The following is a 19,613-nucleotide window of genomic DNA, read 5'->3' on the forward strand; positions in this document are numbered from 1 at the left end:
GTTCCACAGGGCGTGCTGTCTCTGCTGCAGTAAGTCTTACGCTACAGGACAAAACCCGGCTCAGGCCGGGTTTTTTTGTTTTATGGCAGCGCAGCAAACTCTGCCCGCTCCATATTTCCTGCCTTATCTCACCAGTCGCCCGGATGCTCGCCTGATGCCGGCAGACGCCATAGCATTAACTCTTTGATTAATTAATATAAATTCTCATTTATTTTTTTCCTTTCCCGGGTTTACCGCAGCCAATCTTCTACTATCCTTCTTTAAAACCTGCATTTTTCGTTATGGAGATACCCAATGAGCATGTATGCAACCCTGGAAGAGGCTATCGACGCTGCGCGTGAAGAGTTTTTAGCCGCCAATCCGGAGATGGAAGAGGACGACGCCGCGGTCAGCCAGTTCAACCTGCAAAAATATGTGATGCAGGATGGCGATATCATGTGGCAGGCGGAGTTTTTGGCGGATGATATCGAAGAGGGAGAGGTGCTGGCGCTGCGCAGCGGTGAAGCGGCGCAGGCCATTTTCGACGGCGATTTTGACGAGATCGAACTGCGTCAGGAATGGCTGCCGGAAAATACGCTGCACGAGTGGGATGAAGGCGAATTTCAGCTGGAGCCGCCAGGCGATACTGAAGAAGGCAAAGCAGCGGCGGATGAGTGGGAAGACGATAACAGCGATTCCGACCGCGCAGACCGCTGGGAGTAATTTTACTCGTAAGGTCCGTGGTGCGCGTCCACCGGCAGCAGCAACGTATCGAGCACCAGCGACAGCGGCAAATCGATAATCGTCAGAAAGCGCCAGGGCGTATCACGGACGTCCCACTGCACGCCAGGATAGTATTGATTGCCGTGCCCCTGTCCGGGCAGGGTTCGACTGATGATGCTGCCGCAGCCGGTCAGCATCGCCAGACAGCATGCCAGCAATAAAGCACGTAACACTGTGGTCATTAACTTTCCCAATCCGTATAAAAAACGCGCCATTGTACAGGAACGGTTAAGGGCAGTAAGCCTGCGCATCGCAAAATATCCGTAAAATACGCCTTAAGTTTAGCCTTCTCTTTGTCCGATGTTTAACCTTTCGGCTCGCCGCACGTCCTGCGTTCGTTTTTCATGTTCTATGCTTGGTAAACGCAAATTTTTTTGCCTTGACGTGAGACTGAAAAAAATACCGGAGCAGAGACTATGAGAGCCCTTACCTACCACGGCCCGCATCGGGTCAGCGTTGATAACATGCCCGACCCAACAATCGAAGCCGCAGACGATATTATTCTGCGCGTAACGGCCACCGCTATCTGTGGTTCCGATCTGCATCTTTACCGCGGAAAAATTCCCAGCACCGAGCATGGCGACATTTTTGGCCACGAGTTTATGGGCGAAGTGGTGGAAGCAGGCAGCGCCGTGACTAAAGTCGCGAAAGGCGATCGGGTGGTGATCCCCTTTGTAATTGCCTGCGGCGATTGTTTTTTCTGTCATCTGCATCAGTATGCCGCCTGTGAAACCACTAACAGCGGTCGCGGTGCCATTCTGAACCCGAAAAAAATCACGCCGCCCGCCGCTCTGTTCGGCTTCAGCCACCTTTATGGCGGCATTCCCGGCGGACAGGCGGAATACGTGCGCGTACCGAAAGCCAATGCCGGCCCTTTTAAAGTGCCGGATACGCTGTCGGATGAAAAAGTGCTGTTTCTTTCCGATATTCTGCCCACGGCCTGGCAGGCGGTACAGAACGCGGAAGTCAAACAGGGTTCCAGCGTGGCTATCTTTGGTGCCGGCCCGGTTGGCTTACTCAGCGCCGCCTGCGCCAGGCTGGCGGGCGCCGAGCAAATTTTTATGATTGACCATCATAATTACCGGCTGGCCTTTGCGCGCGAGCGCTATGGCGTTATCCCCATCAATTTTGATGAAAATGACGATCCGGCCGCCTGGATTATTGAAAATACCAAAGGCCACCGCGGTGTGGATGCGGTGATCGATGCAGTAGGTTTTGAGGCTAAAGGTAGCCTGACGGAAACCGTGCTCAGTAACCTGAAGCTGGAAGGCAGCAGCGGCAAAGCGCTACGCCAGTGCATCGCGGCCGTGCGCCGTGGCGGCATTGTCAGCGTACCGGGCGTTTATGCGGGCTTTATTCATGGCTTCCTGTTTGGCGACGCTTTTGATAAAGGGCTGACCTTTAAAATGGGTCAGACACACGTTCACGCTTACCTTCCCGATCTGTTGAAACTGATCGAGCAGGGACATCTGAAACCTGAGGAGATCGTTACCCACCATATGCCGCTGGAAGAGGCGGCACGCGGCTATGAGATCTTTGAAAAGCGTCAGGAAGACTGTCGTAAGATCATCCTGGTGCCGGGAATGGCCAGCGCGCAGGCTACGCTCTAAGTCATCTTTAGCCCGCCACAGTATTTGTTGGCGGGCAAAACGAACCGGCCGTGCGTAAACCACCGCCGCTATCTTTAGAAACCTGAAGTTTCCAAACGCTTTACCCCCGGGGAGCTTTTAGCCGCTCACCCGTACGCACCGCCCCCTCGCGACTGAAAGTTAACTTATTGTTAATAAAAATTTTTATCGTCTGTCTGTGATAGTTATCTCAGAATACTCCTTGAAAAGGAAATTCTCCCCTTCTTGTCTCCCGAAATACTGAGACCAGGCTAACCTTATTCCTGTAGCTTTACAGAGTGTGAATTTACACTTTCTTTCCTGTTATTGAAACGGAGTGAAATATGACCATCAAGACGCTGGAAGATTTATTTATTCATGACCTGTCGGATGTGTATAGCGCAGAAAAACAAATCTCTCGCGCCCTGCCCAAAATGGCACGTGCCGCTACCGATGAAAAACTGGTAGCCGCTTTCAAACAGCATCTTGAAGAGACTCAGGGCCAGATAGAGCGTCTGGACCAGCTGGTGGAAAGCACCGATGGCGTACGCATTAAGCGAATGAAATGCCACGCGCTTGAAGGCCTGGTAGAAGAAGCACAGGAAATTATTGATTCCGTGGAGGCTGGCCCGGTTCGTGACGCTGGCCTGATCGGCGCGGCACAAAAAGTCGAGCACTATGAGATCGCCACTTACGGCACGCTGCGCGCGCTGGCGTTAAAGCTGGGCTATAAAGAGGCTGCCCGCCTGCTGGGCGAGACGCTGGAAGAAGAGAAGGCCACCGACGAGAAACTTACCGTCATCGCCGAGCAGCAGTAACGCCAGAAGCTGGCCCCGGAAAACGACTCAATCAAGAGGTACACCATGACAACGCATGAAGAGAACTATTTAGCCTGGGTAAAAGATGCGCACGCGATGGAAAAACAGGCGGAAAGCATGCTGGAAAAACAGGCAGAACGTCTTGAGCACTATCCCGATCTGAAAGCCCGCATCGTGCAGCATATTGAAGAAACTCGTCAGCAGCAGGCGCTGGTACAGTCGGTTATTGACCGCTACGATACTTCAAATTCCGTTTTTAAAGATACCATGGGCAAACTGACCGCTTTTGGTCAGGCGATGGGCGGCATGATGGCGGATGATGAAGTCGTGAAAGGCGCAATCAGCAGCTATGTATTCGAGAACCTGGAAATTGCCAGCTATACCTCGCTGATTGCGGCGGCTGAACTGGTTGGCGATACCGAAGGCGCAAGAATTTTCGCGCAGATCCGCGAGCAGGAAGTGGCAATGGCCGACTGGGCGCTGAATCATCTGCCGGACGTCACCGAGCAGTTTATGACGCGCGACGCCGCACCGGGCGTAGAAGCGAAAAAGTAACGCCTTTTCCTTAAGGCAAAAAAAATCCGGGAACCTGCGTTCCCGGATTTTTTATTTATGCCTGCCTCAGATTTTCGTCGGCTGAATAGCCAGCGGATTTATGCGCAGCGACTGATAGTAATCGAACCAGTCGTGATACTTATCGGCGTTCTGCCACAGACGATAGTGCATTCTGGAAAGCGTGACCGGGTCGCTGATCAGCGCCAGACGACGGTCGCGATCCAGCTTCGCCGGAGACTCGCTTAGCGCCTGCTCGACACGGCGGTCGCGGGCGAATTCCAGAATATCGCTTTTCAGGTGGCGCGAAGTAGCCATCGCGCTGGCCAGCGCGTTGAACGACGGGTTGAACAGCGCGTGCATAAAGCCATCTTTCAGCGCACGTTCACGGTTCAGCGCGTTGTAGCGATCGGTGTCGACCAGCTCTCTCGGCGGCTCAAACTCTTCCGGGATCAGGAACAGATTAGCGCGTTTCGACGCCAGTCCGGTCGTAGATCGGCTTGAATACACCGACACGAAAGGCGAGAGGATCAGCGAGAAGACGATCGGTGCCAGCCACCACAGGAAGTTCAGATCCAGCCAGCCCATTCCTGCCGCCCAGACGATGCCAAGCGCCATCTGTGAACCGTGACGTTTAAACGCCTCGCTCCATGGGGTCGCGTCGTCATCGCGCTGCGGCGAGTTCCAGACCACTTCCCAGCCCAGGAAGGCGCTGACCACGAACACCGTATGGAACAGCATACGCACCGGCGCCAGCAGGACGGAGAACAGCACTTCCAGGAACAGCGAAACGGTTACGCGCACCACGCCGCCATAAGGCTTCGCTCCCTTGAACCACACCAGGATAATACTGAGCAGCTTTGGCAGGAACAAGAGCACCATAGTGGTGGAGAACAGCGCTATCGCCAGTTCGGGACGCCACTGCGGCCAGACCGGAAAAAGCTGTCTTGGCTGCAGGAAGTACTGCGGCTCCATCAGCGTATGCACCACCTGAAGCGCCGTTGACAACGCCAGGAACAGGAACCACAGCGGAGCCGACAGATAGGACATGACGCCAGTCAGGAACACCGCACGGTGTACCGGATGCATCCCTTTAACCAGGAACAGGCGGAAGTTCATCAGGTTGCCGTGACACCAGCGGCGATCGCGCTTCAGCTCGTCCAGCAGGTTTGGCGGCAGCTCCTCATAGGAGCCGGGCAGATCGTAAGCAATCCACACGCCCCAGCCGGCACGGCGCATCAGCGCGGCTTCCACAAAGTCATGCGACAGGATAGAACCGGCAAATGAGCCTTCGCCAGGCAGCGGTGCCAGCGCGCAATGCTCGATAAACGGCTTTACGCGGATAATGGCGTTATGGCCCCAATAATGCGACTCGCCCAGCTGCCAGAAGTGCAGACCGGCAGTGAATAGCGGCCCGTAGACGCGCGTAGCGAACTGCTGGCAGCGTGCATAGAGCGTGTCCATGCCGGAAGCTTTCGGCGAAGACTGGATGATACCCGCGTTCGGGTTAGCCTCCATCATACGCACCAGGCCGGTCAGACATTCACCGCTCATGACGCTGTCCGCATCCAGTACCACCATGTAGCTGTACTGGCTGCCCCAGCGACGGCAGAAGTCGTCGATGTTGCCGCTTTTACGCTTAACGCGGCGGCGGCGGCGGCGATAAAAAATGCGTCCTTCCCCACCCACGTCGCGTACCAGCTCCATCCACGCTTTCTGCTCGGCCATCGCGATGTCCGGGTTGTAGCTGTCGCTGAGGATATAAACATCGAAATGCTGCTGTTCGCCCGTTCTGACCACGGACTCCCAGGTAGCCCGCAGGCCAGCGAAAACGCGTTCCACGTCCTCATTACAGATCGGCATAATCAGCGCGGTACGATGCTCCGGGTTAATGGGATCGTTATCGTTGCTGTTGTACGAGATACTGTATTTGTCTTTGCCGATCAGCAGCTGTAAAAAGCCCATCAGCGCCGTCCAGAAGCCGGCGGAAACCCAGCAGAACAGCACGGCAAACAGGAACAGGATCCCGGTTTGCAGCACGTACGGCAGAATTTGCAGCACCGACTGCTGCCAGTTCTGGTTGATCATCTCCATAGGATCGATCAGCGCCCAGCCCTGATAAGGCAGAATGGTTTTCATATACCAGGTGGCGATCACCGTTTGCGCGATGGTCAGCAGCAGCAGAATATAGCGGCGAATCGATCCGACATGACGCCATTTATCTTCTGCACGCTGCTCTTCGGCATTGGCATAGCGCGGCTTGGTTTTATGCCCGCGCAGAGAATCCCAGGCGCGTGACACCGGGTTAGTACGCCAGGCTTCCGGATACATAGAAGAACGCGTATGGGGCGGCATCGCCTTCAGCGTGGTGCGATGCAATGCATCTTCGGCAAACTGCTCGCCTTTACCCACGGCATCCGGCCACGTCATCTCAATCCGCGATTTCACCGAAGCCAGCGGCGCGTCGTCCGCGCGCTCCGGCATTGGCGGCTCGCCCAGCGTCTGATGCAGCTGGCTAAAAGCCGCATCAGACTGTTCGGGCAGCGCGTTCAGCAGCGCCTCTTTCCGCTCCGCGGGCAGAGGCAGCGCATCAATATAATCAGCGTTAGTCTTATTCATTGGCAGGCAACTGATAGCTCCAGGTTTCGGTCAGCGTCTTGTCACCGTTAACCAGCGCAGCACGCATCTCTGTAGGCTGTTTGTTGTCCTTAACGCGTAGACGGATCACCAGACGCCAGCCTTTGGTGACCGGATTGTAGCGAACGCTGTTTTCCACCAGCTCGCCGTTATTACCGATGCTGACCTGAGGCGCCACTGGCGTATCAGCCGGCAGCTTGCTCATATCCTGACCGGCAAAGTCAACGATAAAGGCGACCGTGCCGTCCGGCTGACGAACAAGGTTAGACTGCTTCACATCGCCGGTTGAGCGCAGCGTATCTTTTACAAACGCCATATCTGGCGAGTGCAGCTGGCTTTCGTCGCGGGTAAAGTGCAGACGATACTTGAAGTTCATCTCTTTGCCCGGTTCCGGCAGGCTTTCCGGCGTCCAGTAGGCCACGACGTTGTCGTTGGTTTCATCGGCCGTCGGGATCTCTACCAGTTCCACACGTCCTTTACCCCAGTCGCCCTGCGGTTCAATCCAGCCGCTTGGGCGCAGATCGTAACGGTCGTCCAGATCCTGATACTGAGAGAAATCGCGGCCGCGCTGCAGCAGGCCGAAGCCTTTTGGATTCTCTACGGTGAAGGTGCTGACCGCGAGGTGTTTAGGGTTATTCAGCGGGCGCCAGATCCATTCGCCGTTGCCGGCATGGATCGACAGGCCGTCAGAATCATGCAGAGCAGGACGATAGTTAACCTGCGAAGAAGGCTGGTTAGCTCCGAACAGATACATACTGGTCAGCGGCGCTACGCCCAGCTTGCCGACTTTATCGCGCAGATAAACTTTCGACTGTACGTCGACAGTGGTCTCTTTACCTGGCGTGATAAGGAAGCGATAGGCGCCGGTCGCGCGTGGCGAATCAAGCAGCGCGTAGATCACCAGATGCTTGTCGGTCGGTTTTGGCCGTTCTACCCAAAACGTTTTAAAACGCGGGAATTCCTCACCGGAAGGCAGCGCGGTATCAATAGCCAGCCCGCGCGACGAAAGACCGTAAACCTGACCAGCGCCAATAACGCGGAAATAGCTGGCGCCCAGGAAACTGGTGATCTCATCGTCTTTTTTATTTTTACTGTTAAGCGGATAAAGCACTTTGAATCCGGCGAATCCGAGGTTTTTGACGGTTTCAGGATCGTGCTTAACATTGCCGAAATTAAAATAGTCCGGTGAATATTTAATCTCGTGAACGGTAGACGCCGTCACTTCATTAATTTGCACCGGCGTGTCGAAGTACATGCCCTGGTGATAGAACTCCAGCTTGAACGGGGTTTTCAGCTTGCTCCACCAGGCTTTATCGCGATTGAACTGGATCTGCTGATAGTCAGCATATTTCATCTCGCGCAGTTGGGAAGGTAAATTGCTTTTGGGCGCTTCATACCCTTTCCCGGCCAAATCTTTCGCCTGTTTTGCTACATCATCAATGCTGAAAGCCCAGCCGGAGCTGGCATACATTGACAGCAAAACCGTTGCGCCAATCAAACGCAATTTCATCAGTTTTGGCTTATTTTTCATTTTAATCAGCACATCCCCCCCCTTTCGTGTGCTTAAATCAATCCCATCCATCTTAATGGATAATTCGCAATTCCGACAGCTCAACAACATTTTTGTTCCTCGCATTTGTTGCTTTTAGCGCCCTGTTCTCAACTGCTTAGCGGATACGGATTCCCCTGATAGTATACCTGTGTTTTCTCCACTAGAGTAAGCGGTAAGCTTTAGCGTGGCTCAGGGTGAGCAAACGCTGTAACGTGTTGAATATGGGACGAATATGACAAAACAATCCGGGCAGCGAGAATATTTTTTTGACTCGATAAGAGCCTACCTGATGCTTTTAGGCGTACCTTTTCACGTCTCGTTGATTTATTCCAGCCAAAGCTGGTCAGTAAATAGTCCGCACGCTTCCGAATGGCTTACGCTGCTGAATGATTTTATTCATGCTTTCAGGATGCAGGTGTTCTTCGTTATTTCAGGTTATTTCTCTTATATGCTCTTTTTACGCTACAGCCCGCAGTACTGGCTGAAGGTGCGTCTGGAGCGTGTAGGCATTCCGATGCTGGCGGCCGTACCGCTGCTGACGCTGCCGCAGTTTTTTATGCTGAAGGCCTGGACCGCGAAAATTGGCGACTGGAGCCAGCTAACGTTTTATCAAAAATTTAATGCGCTTAGCTGGGATCTTATCTCGCATCTGTGGTTTTTGCTGGTGTTGGTTATGCTGACCATAACCGGCGCATGGCTGTTTAAAAAACTGCGTGACGGCAGGCAATTAACGGACTATTCCGAGCTGAACTGGACACGTCTTACCCTGGCGATCCTGCTTTGCAGCGTCATCTGGGGAGCGATCCGGCGATTGCTGTTTATTTTTGAGCCACAGCTGTTAAGCAATGCCCTGTTTAATTTTGTGGTTATGCAAACCTTGTTCTTCCTGCCCTTCTTTATATTGGGCGCGATGGCGTGGAAATATCCGGCGATTAAGGCCCTTTTAATTAAACCTGTGCCCTGGACGTTTATCGGTTCCGCGCTCGCGTTTGTCGCCTATATTGCTAATCAGACATGGAGTAAAGGCGAAGGCTGGCTCTATGAGATTGACGCCGTGGTATCAATGATGATGGGTCTGTGGATGGTTAACGTGGTGTTTTCGTTGGGGCATCGCCTGCTGAACAGCCATTCGCCTCGCGTGACCTATCTGGTAAACGCCTCGCTGTTTATCTACCTGGTGCACCACCCGCTGACTATCCTTTACGGTATTTTCCTGGTGCCGCATATCGGCAGCAATACGCTGGGCTTTTTCGCCGGTCTGGTGTTCGTCTTCGGTATCGCGTTTATGCTTTACGAGATCCATTTGCGCATCCCGCTGCTGCGCTTCCTCTTTTCGGGCAAGCTGCCGCAAAAATAACGCCTGAAAACTGGCCCGGCGACGCCGGGCCTTTTATAACAGCCACTCTATAGGCAAACGCCAGACCAGCCGCACCAGCAGCCGCTGAATAAAACGCGTGCCCGGCTCGTGACGATGAACGATCTCTTTATCGCCTTCTCCGGGATATTCCACCCAGTTTACCCTGCCCCATTTATCCAGTCTCAGTGTCCAGGCGCGATCGCGCATCCGGCTGATAAAACGCTGATGGATGCTGGTGGCTAACGGTTTGCTTTCAATCACAAAACCCATTTCGGTATTGAGCATGGCCGAGCGCGGATCGAAATTAAACGAGCCGATAAACACTTTTTCACTGTCGACGCTAAAAGTTTTGGCGTGCAGGCTGGAACCGGAGTTCCCGGTCAGACCGCGATCGTGCGGCTTTTCACGTAGCCCGGTGTTAGGTTTCAGCTCATAAAGCGTGATGCCGTGCCGCAGCAGCTTTTTGCGCCACTTGGCATAGCCTGCATGCACCACCGACACATCGTTTGCCGCCAGCGAATTGGTCAAAATCGCTATTTTCACGCCTTTTCTGACCAGCCCCAACAGCTGCGCCACGCCCGCGCGAGTAGGCACAAAGTAGGCGGAGATAATATCGAACTGCCGCTGGGGCTGGCCGATCACTTCTAACATACGCTGCGGCAGCAGCGTTGACTGTTTGGCACGGCCCAGTCCCTTACGAGGATCGTCGCTAAGCAGGCGCGTTTTGGCCCAGGTAAGCGGCAGATCGCCCGCAGCCAGCTGCGTGGTAAAGGAGGAGGCTTTAATGCGTTGCAAATAGCGTTTCACCTGCGGGTTGTTCAGCCACTCGGCGGGCAGCGATGCCGCCGCGCGTTCAGCTTCATGCTCAACATCCACCACTTTACTGAAGGGCTGCACGGCATGGCTTTGCCAGTAACGTTCAAAATCATCCGTCACCTCGTTCACTACCGGGCCGATAGCCATCACATCCAGATCGGAAAAAAGCGGTTCGTCGCCTGCGCCGAAGTATTCATCGCCTACGTTACGGCCACCCACAATAGTAACTTCCCGATCGACGGTAAAACTTTTGTTGTGCATACGTCGGTTAAGCCGGGCGAAATCGGTGAGATAGCCCAGCGCGCGCAGCGTACGAAATGAGAAAGCATTAAACAGCCGGACCTGAATATTTTTATGGCGGCTCAGCTCGCTTAGCGTGTGGTCCAGCCCCATCGTGTTGTTGTCATCCAGCAGCAGTCGCACCTGCACGCCGCGATCTGCCGCCGCCAACACGGCGCTGAACAGCAGGCGGCCGGACATATCGTCCTGCCAGATATAGTACTGAATATCCAGCGTGCGTTCGGCGTTAGCCATCAGCTGATAGCGGGCAGCAAAGGCGTCCAGGCCCTCTTCCAGCGGATAAATGCCGCTGTGTTCAGGGTGACTCTCTACCAGAGAGGAAACGGCACTCGTCAGCGACGCGCGTGCGGCTGGCTCATCTTCTGGCGCAAAAGCTTCAACCACGGTTCTTCCTTATTTTAACTTACCGATATACAGGCGGTGAGAAACAATCCAGGCACTCTCTATTATTGTTCCAGTTATGGCAGATTGTCATGCGACTGTTCTGATAGCGGTGCGGCAGCAGTGATAAACATAGTCGTTAATACCAATTGGTCTAGACTTAGCGCATATCGCGCAGGTTTTGCTATGAGGAAAACGTCATGAGAGTAACGCATCCGCTGCCGTCTCAGAGGCGCGACCAGCCGCTGTTCAAAAGCTTTTTCCAGGGCAGTTTCGCCTGCTCCACCGCCTGTCGAGGCGAGGGAAAAAGAGTGGATCTGGTGATCAACAGCGGCCACGATATGCTGCTGGAGAAAGACTATGCGCAGCTGGCGGCTAACCAGCTGCTCACGGCGCGCGACAGCGCCCGCTGGTATTTGATTGAAAAGACGCCGGGCCACTATGACTGGTCGACCTTTCTACCTATGCTGCACGCCGCGGAAAACAACGGGCTGGAAATTATCTGGGAGCTGGCGCACTTTGGCTGGCCCGACGGCCTGGACATCTGGCAGCCAGCCTTTGTCGAACGCTTTGCCGCCTTTGCCCGCGCTATGGCTTGTCTGATGCGGGATGAAGGCTACGAGACACCTTTTTTCACCCCGGTTAACCAGATCTCGTTCTGGGCATGGGCAGGCGCCGAAGCCGCGCTGTTTAATCCTGGCGTGACGGGCCGTGGCAAGGCGCTGAAGCAACAGCTGGTCAGGGCTTCGCTTGCCGCGATGCGCGCGATCCGCGAAGAGCTGCCGGGCGCAAGATTTGTGCTGACCGATCCGTTGGTACATATCGCCACGCAGGAAACGTCAGCGGCCGCTCGCGAAGAGGCTCTGCGCCAGCACGACGCGCAGTTTGAGGCCTGGGATATGCTAAGCGGGCGGCTGATGCCCGAGCTGGGCGGGGATCCTTCGCTGCTGGATATTATTGGCCTTAATTACTATCCCGATAACCAGTGGTATTTAAACGGCGATCCGCTTACGCCCGAACGGGCTGAATACCGCGAGCTGTCCAGCCTGCTGCTGGAAGTCTGGCAGCGATATCAACGTCCGCTGCTGATAGCGGAAACGGGCGCGGAAGGCGATAAGCGCGCGCCCTGGCTGCGAACCGTCGTAGAACAGGTCATGCAGGCCAGGGAACAGGGCGCAGATGTGGAGGGCGTTTCGATTTTTCCGGTGGTGGACTACCCTTCATGGGCCGACGATCGGCGCTCGCCGGGCGGGCTGTTTGGCCTGCCTGATGCCAATGGCAACCGTACGGTTTGCGAGCCCTATGCGCTGGAGCTGCGCAGCCAGCATATCAGGATGAAGTCTTTAGGGGGATGACGGACGAGGGTGGCGCGCACTCCTGCAGCGGATAAGGCACCGGCGTGCGCCGCACGTCTGACAGCCAGGTGAGCACAAAGATAACCGCCACGGCGATCAGCCCGGCGGCCAGCAATCCTGTGAGCGCCAGCAGGCGATCTTCGCGAGTGTCCATACTCTTTTACCTCCGTTCTGGCAACCATTACGTCATTAATAACGTAACCAGCAGGACAAAGATTATCAGCGTAAAGGAAGCGACTGCAAGCACCACGATAGCAAAATGAGCATCGTCAAGCTGGTGACGCGACTCGCCGGAAAGACTTTCTTGCGTTGGTTCTGTCATGTTAATCACTGTCGGCTGGCCTGACACGCTGCCAGCCCTGCTCTGTTAAATACGCAAGGCACTCCGGGCAAAGCGTTATCGTTCTGACAAGGCAGCGCATAAATAAAATTTACGCTTTAGCGTCGCTGATTCCTTCAGGTATCGTACATCTGCCGCGCATAAAAAAGGAGTGTATCATACTCCCTGCCTGGAAATGCAAAGATAACCCGCCTTATTTAATGCTACTGCCGTCTCAATTTTAAATCTCGATTTTTATTTATCGATAATTAAGCTCGCTTATAATGCAATCCGTACGATAGTTTTATGATCTTTTAACAATAGCAGGCACGCGATATGTCGCCGTTAAAAGCATTGAGACCTGAGTTTATTTTTAATAGAAATTAATAGCAGCGACAATGCGTATTAACAAACAGAGCCTATATTTTCCCTGAGTGGCAACAGCGCCATAAATGCAAACGCATAGCGGATACGTAGCTATTATTGCAAATTCATTACTACTGGAATAATTTATAGATGGCAAAGGTAGTGATAAAGCTCAGCGTCCTTTTTATCCAGGGTAAATTTGTTACACAGCCAGCTCTGATGGCAGGTTTTCTTGTATTCGGCCAGCAGGCCCAGCTCGTGTAATATCCTTATCCAGCCTCTGGTACCGTATCGCGGCTTTTCGTAAATTTTTTCCCGGATGGCCTTAACATCAACCCGCAGAAGACAGGTATGTATATTGCCGTATTCAGGATGAATTTTCGTTGCGCCAATCTGTTCAAACAGCAAGTTTCTGATATAAAAAGCGGCCATTTTTTCTCTGACCTGCACCACGATGTCGTCTACTTTATCCACAAAAATAGCGTACATCATTGTCTTCAGATAAAGCATAAAGACCAGGTTTTCCGTGCCCGCATCGCTCTTAATAGAGAGCGCGCCGATTTCCGTCACCTTTCGATGCTGAAGATCGAGCGCCAGCAGCTCTTCGGCAAAAAGCTTACTGCACGGCAGTTTATTATTCTTCTCTCTGAGAACGCCGATCGTGCCCAACACCCGATCGCCTTTACGAGCGAGCAATAGCGTACTATTTTTATCAACCAGTCCTTCATTATAAAGAAAAAGCGCGCGGTTTTTTTTAACAAATCCTTTCTTTGCATACTCTTCTTTTATTACATCCATACCCTTAAGAAAATCAATAAATCCGCCCGCAGGCGAGACATCAATGTCATTATCCAGTGATCTACTAAAGTGACATATCCTTAGCGTACCGCGATGGAGCACTCCATCCTGCACGGCTTTTTTCAGGACGGAACCCCTTATTAAAGTCATGTTTTACCTCTCAGAGCAACAGCGTAGACTCATAAAGGATAATAAAGTATTGCCGCATGAAAAGCTAAGAATAATCTTAAGCAAAACAGAAAGGAAATAAGACGGGCGTTTAAAATGAGGAGGGCCGGCCTCCCTGCCGGCCAAAGAATAAAGTTTAAGACAGACGTATCTTATTTAGTCCGTAAACGTTTTTTTTAGCTCTGTGCAGCGTGGCGGCGATTGCCCAAAGCGCCACGGCCGCCAGAAACACGCCCAGCCCCAGCATCGCCACAAAGCCGGCGAACCTGAACAGCAGCAGGCCGACGATACAGCCGGTCAAAAAGGAAAAGACGGTCGTCAGATGGGTATAAAGCTGCTTCTGCTGAAAACGGCGCTCGCTGTAGGATACATGGCTGATAAAGGAAGAGACGAACGAGCCTAAGGCGATACCCGCATCCGTCAGCGTGCCGGTAATGTGCGTCGCCCTGACCCGCCCGTTGGAAAGCTGCGTGGACGTCGAGTTATGGATACCCATCAGGAAGCCCAGCAGCACCGATATTTCCTTGTTATTGCCAGGCGAATAGAAAGCCAGCTCAAAGACGGATATCAGAGAGAGCACCACGCTTTCAGCCAGGATAATCAGACAGAAAATGGTTCTGAGATTCTTTTTTAGACCCGCCAATACCATAAATCGTGCACAGACGGAGCCAATGACAAAAGCCGCGATCAGCACCGCCAGAAAAATCAGGCCTTGCGTATCGGCGCTGAAAACCTCTGAGGAGATCTGCGAGGTATTTCCTGTCATATGCGAGGGGAAAAAACCAAACGCGCCCAGCGCCATAGCGTTCAAAATCCCTGCCGTGGTGGCCAATACTAATGCCAGGTAACGGTCTTCCGTGTGGGACCTGACCTTCTTTTTCTTAATCAGCACATTGTTCACCATTGAGTTGCGTGGAAGGAAAAGAGATAACGTAGGGTCCTGACAGTAAAACAGAACAAGCTTTAGCTTTATATGGCGCTAAAAGACGTTACGGAGCCTGATGATTATTCAGCCTGACTAAAGCTTAACGTACCTTTGTTAGACAAATGTAAATGTAGAGTAATGTTTCTTAATATTACCAGTAAGAACAATAAATTACAGATTAATCTGGAAAATTTAGCCGGACTGCCGGCAAAAATTGAGACGGTTTAAGGCGAGACTCTCGTCCCTTTTTTACAACGAACGATTCGCGGATTTAGCAGGAAATAATCAGAAATCGTAGGCCATTGAAAGCTTAAGCTGCCGGGGGTTTCCCTGACAGATATAAGAGCCATAGCTTTCCACGCCCGACCAGTACTTCCTGTTGGTACGTTTCCCACGCCCGGACGCCAGGTCATTGCGTTCTGCTGCACGCTTATGCGCCAGCGCAGCCCTGCGTCCGGCGTGGTGTAGCTGTTCAGCTTTTGGGCATGGGGGCGTGGGCATAGTGCGACCCGGAATGCGTTTTTGCGACGGCAGGCGTTTCTGCCGACATAGCTGGTGCGCCGGCAGACGCGACAAACGTCGCACCAGCGTATGACTGAAGTAACGGTGAAACCGGCCTGTATGGGCTGGCGGTTCCATGACAGCAACCTGACTGATAACCATTATCATTCGGATGGCGATTATCTTTATGCCTGCCGGGAAAACAAGCGATAAGCGCCACTCTTACCGCCACCGTCAGAATAGTAACCCGTTGCGCCGGGTTTTATCCGCTGCCGGTTTCTCCTGCCTGCCAGCCGCCGCCCAGCGCCCGATAAAGATCTATCTGCGCCTGCAGCAAATTATTTTTTACCTGCACCAGGTTCAGCTGGGTGCTGAACAGCGTTCGCTGCGCGTCCAGCGCCTCCAGATAGGATGCGTAACCGTTCTGATAACGATTATTGGCAATATGCAGCGCCTCGCTCACTATCTGCTCCTGGGTTTGCAGCTCCGCCAGCTGCTCCTGATAGCGAGCGATAGCATCCAGATCGTTATTCACCTCGCTGAAAGCGTTGCGCACAACCTTCTCATAGTTAAACAGCGCCTGATTGCGGGCCGCCATAGAGACATCGACCTGCGCCGTCAGCGCCTCGCGGTTGAGGATGGGCGCCAGCACGCTGCCGCCGATGCTCCAGAGCCGGAACGGATTATCCGCCAGCTGATGCACCTCGGCACTTTGCAGCGTGCCGCTGGCCGTCAAATTCAGCGAAGGCAGCAGGCGCGCTTTCGAGGAGGCCAGCGTGGCGTCAGCCGCCAGCAGCAGGCGCTGGGCCTGAACAATATCCGGACGCCGCTGTAAAAGTTCGGAAGGCAGCAGAGAAGGCAGCTGCTGCGGGGCAACCTGCTTAAAGCGCCCCTGTCGGGCGATTTCGCGAGGATTCATCCCCACCAGAATGCTGAGCGCATTCTCCTGCTGCGCAATCTGATGCCGCAGCACCGGGATCTGCGCTTTTGCCGTCTGGTATTCCGACTGCGACTGCACCCATTCCAGTCTGGAGGTATAGCCGGTTTCAAACTGCCGTTGCGCCAGCCGCAGCGAATTCTCACGCGTGGCGAGCGTCGCCTCCGTTACGCGCAGCTGTTCATCCAGCGCCAGCAGCGTCATATAGCCTGATGCCACCGAGCTGGCTACGGTCAACTCTGCGGCGGAAGACGCGGCCTGGATAGCCGCCAGCGAGGACTCAGCGGCCGCAATGTTACTGCTGCGCGCCCCCCACAAATCCACCTCATAATTGGCCTGAAGCAACCCTTGAAATACGGCGGATTCATGGGGCTGGCCGCTGACCGACGAGAGCGCTCTGGCGTGGCTGGCGGAGCCGCCTGCGCTCAGCGTGGGAAAGCTATCCCCCTCGGCCGCCCGCAGCTCAGCACGGTACTGATCGACGCGGGAGCGAGCGGTAAGGATATCCAGATTATGCTTCAGCGCCTGCTCAACCAGCACGTTCAGATGGCGATCGCCAAAGGCGCGCCACCATCCGGCTTCTACGGGCGAGGAAGGTCCGGCCTGATGGCGCCACTGCGTCGGAACGGGCAGCGCTCCCGGCGCCTTTTCGACTTTGGTGGCGCAGCCGACGGGCAGCAGGATAACGATCAGCAGCGCCAGCGCCTCAGGCCTCATTTCGACTCTCCGGCAGCGGTATCGATATTCACCTCCACAGACATGCCGGGACGCAGACGCTCTACTTTTTCGCTGGTAATGGCTATCCGTACCGGAATACGCTGGGCGATTTTGACAAAATTACCGGTGGCGTTATCCGGCGAAATCGCGCTGAACTCCGAACCGGCCGCAGGCGAAATATATTCGACTTTGCCCTGATACGTTTCGCCGTTCAGCGCGTCGACGGTAAAGGTCACGGGCAGGCCAGGCCGGATATGCGCCATCTGCGTCTCTTTCATATTGGCGACTACCCACATCTGCGGCGGCACCAGCGAGGTAAGCCGGGTGCCTGCCGCCACGTAAGCGCCCAGGCGAACGGCTATCTGTCCCAGCTGACCGTCGCGCGGCGCGATAATGCGGGTGTTGTCCAGATCGATCTGCGCCAGCTCCAGTGCCGCCTGCGCGTTCGCCAGGTCCGCCTCCATTGAGGCATGGTTAACAATCGCGGTTTGCAGATCCTGACGGGAAACTTCCAGCGTGGCTTTCGCCTGCTGTACTTCGGCCAGCGTCTGGGCATTGCTGGCGCGGGAGGCATCGCGCTCGCGAACGGACAGCGAGCCGTCAGACACCAGATTCTCGACGCGCTTTAAATCCAGCCCGCTTTTAAGCGCCTGAGCTTTGGCGTTTTCCAACGCGGCCTGGTTACGGGCGATCACCGCCTGCGCGCTGCGACGCTGCTGAACGTTGTTCTCCAGCGCCGCCTTTTTGATCGCCAGCTGCGCCTGCGCCTGATGCACCCGCTGCCGGTAAATACGATCGTCAATGGTCATCATCACCTCGCCCTTACGCACCGGCTGATAATCCAGCACGTTGACGGCAGTGACGTAGCCGCTGACCTGCGGACTGATAAAGGTGACCTGGCCGCGCACGTAGGCGTTTTCCGTAGACTGAACTGAGCTGGTGAAAGGCGGCAGCTGCCAGGCATAAAGGATCGCCAGTACCCCGACCAGAGCAATACCAGCGCCCGTCACTATAGAGATGATCCGTAGCCTGTTATTGCGTTCACGCTCGGCGAGCTGGCTCTGTTCCTGCTGACTCATTCATTCCTCATCATTTTATTAGCCTGCAACATCTGCCTTTCCGCTTCCGCTTCGCGTTTGGCCTGCTGCCAGTTGAGATAGCGCAGCCGCGACAGACGCCACAGTACCCAGATTAATGTGACAAAGGCCATACCGGCCGTAAGAAGATAGGTATCGTTGTAAGCCAGCACGTTTGCCTGCAGCGTAGCTACCGTCTGTAGCTGCGCCGTGCCCTGCGCGCTGAGCTGAACGGGATCGCCGATCAGGCTGTTGAATAACCCTGAATATTGCGACAGCCGCTCGGTGACGTTGGGATCCAGCAGGGAGAGCCGATCGCCCAGCAGGCTGGAATGATATTTTTCCCGCCATACCTGAAACGTTCCCAGCAGCGCCGATCCGATCAGGCCGCCCAGATTTTGGCTCATGCCGAACAGCACCACCAGACTGACCAGGTTTTTCGGCTGGGTCACTACGCTGCCGATATTCAGCAGCAGCGCCGGCGCAATAAAGAAGGTGCTGCTGAAGCCCAGCAGGAACTGGCTGAAATACATATTGTTGCCGCGGGTCAAAGGGCTGGACTGTGCGTCCATCAACGAAGCTACGATAATCAACAGCAGCGACACCACGATCGGCCAGCTAAGATGCTTAACATTGATGGTCAGCGCGCTGGTGACGATCCCGGCAATCACCCCCAGCAGGATAGCCAGCGCCAGGCCCTGCATCTGATCGTTCAGCAGACCGATCTGCTGTAAATAGCCAATAGCGCCGGTATTCTGCTCAGCCAGCGTCACGCGCAGCATTACCATCACGATGCCAAGACGGAAAATGGCGCCGGTACGTAGCCAGCGCGTATTGATTAAGGGATTGCTCCGATTATGTTCAAGCACCACGGCGGCAATCACCAGCACCAGTCCGAGCGCAAGACACACGCCCAGCCACGGCGTGCTGGTCCACCACTCAATGCGCCCCAGCGACAGCACCGCGCAAAACAGCGCCATACCCGGTGCCATCAGCATAAACGTCAAAAAATCCTTCTTTTCAAATACCTTCATACGATCGCCAGGCGGCAGCTTCAGGATCAGCACCGCCCCCAGGCAGATCATCGCCAGTCCCAGCTCAAACAGGTAAAGACCACGCCACTGTTCCAGCTGCAGCAGCTCGCTGGAAAAGAGGCGCGCCAGCGGGATAGCCAGCTGTGAAGCGCCCAGGCCGATAGCCATCGCTTTTAAGCGATGCTTTGCCGGCCAGGCCTGCACCTGATAATAAATGCCCAGCGAGCTAAGGGCCGCGCCTACCATGCCATGGGCGGCGCGCACAATAATCGCCGAGCTGAGATCGTTAACCAGTAGATGGAAAAAAGACACCAGCGCGTATAGCACCAGAAAGGCTTCGGTAAAGGCGCGCAGGCCATACTGCTGGCGGAATTTCACCAGCAACAGGTTAATGGAAATATTGCCCATCACGTAAACCGAAGGCAGCCAGGCTATTTCATTGCTGTAGGCGCCGAACACGCCCTGTAAATTGCTCAGGTTCGCCGTTACCAGCGCATTACTCAGGGCGCCGGTAACGGAAATCAGCAGTCCGATCAGACCAAAAGCGATACGTTTTGGCGTGGGATGGAGAGGCGTTGAGGGCGATCCGGGCAGCATCGGCTTTTCGCCTGGCGCCCATTCGCGCGGAGCGAAAG

17 protein-coding genes are annotated in these 19,613 nt (G+C 54.5%); 6 read left to right on the plus strand and 11 right to left on the minus strand.

Features of this window, described 5'->3' with window-relative positions; genetic code table 11:
• Positions 1 to 294 precede the first annotated feature (294 nt).
• Positions 295 to 702, plus strand: a complete 408-nt coding sequence (locus EGK14_RS08355; RefSeq protein ID WP_125288639.1) for a MysB family protein — start codon at positions 295 to 297, stop codon at positions 700 to 702.
• A gap of 2 nt (positions 703 to 704) precedes the next feature.
• On the opposite strand, the gene EGK14_RS08360 is transcribed toward EGK14_RS08355, so the two are convergent.
• The gene (locus EGK14_RS08360) at positions 705 to 944 is read right to left on the minus strand and encodes a YceK/YidQ family lipoprotein (protein WP_125288640.1); all 240 of its coding nucleotides are present in this window, start codon (positions 942 to 944) and stop codon (positions 705 to 707) included.
• A 234-nt stretch (positions 945 to 1,178) separates the two neighbouring features.
• Between EGK14_RS08360 and EGK14_RS08365 the strand changes: the two genes are divergently transcribed.
• The 3 genes from EGK14_RS08365 (at position 1,179) to EGK14_RS08375 (ending at position 3,742) form a co-directional block, all read left to right on the plus strand.
• The gene (locus EGK14_RS08365; RefSeq protein ID WP_125288641.1) at positions 1,179 to 2,372 is read left to right on the plus strand and encodes a zinc-dependent alcohol dehydrogenase; all 1,194 of its coding nucleotides are present in this window, start codon (positions 1,179 to 1,181) and stop codon (positions 2,370 to 2,372) included.
• A 341-nt stretch (positions 2,373 to 2,713) separates the two neighbouring features.
• Positions 2,714 to 3,187, plus strand: a complete 474-nt coding sequence (locus EGK14_RS08370; RefSeq protein ID WP_125288642.1) for a ferritin-like domain-containing protein — start codon at positions 2,714 to 2,716, stop codon at positions 3,185 to 3,187.
• 45 nt (positions 3,188 to 3,232) lie between these two features.
• Positions 3,233 to 3,742 carry a ferritin-like domain-containing protein gene (locus EGK14_RS08375; protein ID WP_125288643.1) on the plus strand — a complete coding sequence of 170 codons (510 nt, stop codon included), beginning with the start codon at positions 3,233 to 3,235 and terminating at the stop codon, positions 3,740 to 3,742.
• Between the two features lie 66 nt (positions 3,743 to 3,808).
• Here the strand turns inward: EGK14_RS08375 and mdoH are convergent, their stop codons facing one another.
• Positions 3,809 to 6,358 (minus strand): glucans biosynthesis glucosyltransferase MdoH, encoded by a 2,550-nt coding sequence (gene mdoH, locus EGK14_RS08380; RefSeq protein WP_125288644.1) that lies wholly within the window; start codon positions 6,356 to 6,358, stop codon positions 3,809 to 3,811.
• The gene (locus EGK14_RS08385) at positions 6,351 to 7,889 is read right to left on the minus strand and encodes a glucan biosynthesis protein G (protein ID WP_199746404.1); all 1,539 of its coding nucleotides are present in this window, start codon (positions 7,887 to 7,889) and stop codon (positions 6,351 to 6,353) included. The genes mdoH and EGK14_RS08385 overlap by 8 nt, the downstream gene beginning before the upstream one ends.
• A 271-nt stretch (positions 7,890 to 8,160) precedes the next feature.
• On the opposite strand from EGK14_RS08385, the gene mdoC reads away from it, so the two are divergent.
• Positions 8,161 to 9,285 carry a glucans biosynthesis protein MdoC gene (gene mdoC / locus EGK14_RS08390; protein ID WP_125288645.1) on the plus strand — a complete coding sequence of 375 codons (1,125 nt, stop codon included), beginning with the start codon at positions 8,161 to 8,163 and terminating at the stop codon, positions 9,283 to 9,285.
• A 33-nt stretch (positions 9,286 to 9,318) separates the two neighbouring features.
• On the opposite strand, the gene EGK14_RS08395 is transcribed toward mdoC, so the two are convergent.
• Complete coding sequence (locus tag EGK14_RS08395; protein ID WP_125288646.1) at positions 9,319 to 10,785, minus strand: phospholipase D family protein; 1,467 nt, start codon at positions 10,783 to 10,785, stop codon at positions 9,319 to 9,321.
• Between the two features lie 197 nt (positions 10,786 to 10,982).
• Between EGK14_RS08395 and EGK14_RS08400 the strand changes: the two genes are divergently transcribed.
• The gene (locus EGK14_RS08400) at positions 10,983 to 12,137 is read left to right on the plus strand and encodes a beta-glucosidase (RefSeq protein ID WP_125288647.1); all 1,155 of its coding nucleotides are present in this window, start codon (positions 10,983 to 10,985) and stop codon (positions 12,135 to 12,137) included.
• Here the strand turns inward: EGK14_RS08400 and EGK14_RS08405 are convergent.
• From EGK14_RS08405 to EGK14_RS08430, 7 genes are all read right to left on the minus strand, one after another.
• A complete protein-coding gene (locus tag EGK14_RS08405; protein ID WP_125288648.1) occupies positions 12,112 to 12,291 on the minus strand; it encodes a hypothetical protein in 180 nt (59 codons plus the stop codon). The two genes, EGK14_RS08400 and EGK14_RS08405, sit on opposite strands and share 26 nt — an antisense overlap.
• Before the next feature lie 27 nt (positions 12,292 to 12,318).
• Complete coding sequence (locus EGK14_RS21410) at positions 12,319 to 12,459, minus strand: hypothetical protein (RefSeq protein ID WP_199746402.1); 141 nt, start codon at positions 12,457 to 12,459, stop codon at positions 12,319 to 12,321.
• A 507-nt stretch (positions 12,460 to 12,966) separates the two neighbouring features.
• Positions 12,967 to 13,620 carry a hypothetical protein gene (locus tag EGK14_RS08410; protein WP_125288649.1) on the minus strand — a complete coding sequence of 218 codons (654 nt, stop codon included), beginning with the start codon at positions 13,618 to 13,620 and terminating at the stop codon, positions 12,967 to 12,969.
• A 304-nt stretch (positions 13,621 to 13,924) separates the two neighbouring features.
• Positions 13,925 to 14,680, minus strand: a complete 756-nt coding sequence (locus tag EGK14_RS08415) for a YoaK family protein (RefSeq protein WP_125288650.1) — start codon at positions 14,678 to 14,680, stop codon at positions 13,925 to 13,927.
• Positions 14,681 to 15,476: 796 nt separating this feature from the next.
• On the minus strand, positions 15,477 to 16,868 hold the full coding sequence (locus EGK14_RS08420) for an efflux transporter outer membrane subunit (protein WP_125288651.1): 1,392 nt from the start codon (positions 16,866 to 16,868) through the stop codon (positions 15,477 to 15,479).
• Positions 16,865 to 17,947, minus strand: a complete 1,083-nt coding sequence (locus tag EGK14_RS08425; RefSeq protein ID WP_125288652.1) for an HlyD family secretion protein — start codon at positions 17,945 to 17,947, stop codon at positions 16,865 to 16,867. The genes EGK14_RS08420 and EGK14_RS08425 overlap by 4 nt, the downstream gene beginning before the upstream one ends.
• Positions 17,944 to 19,575, minus strand: a complete 1,632-nt coding sequence (locus EGK14_RS08430) for an MFS transporter (protein ID WP_370256228.1) — start codon at positions 19,573 to 19,575, stop codon at positions 17,944 to 17,946. Before EGK14_RS08430 ends, EGK14_RS08425 begins: the two co-directional genes overlap by 4 nt.
• Positions 19,576 to 19,613 lie beyond the last annotated feature (38 nt).

Origin of the sequence: Erwinia sp. 198 (assembly GCF_003937915.1) — a bacterium.
Classification (GTDB): Bacteria; Pseudomonadota; Gammaproteobacteria; order Enterobacterales; family Enterobacteriaceae; genus Erwinia; species Erwinia aeris.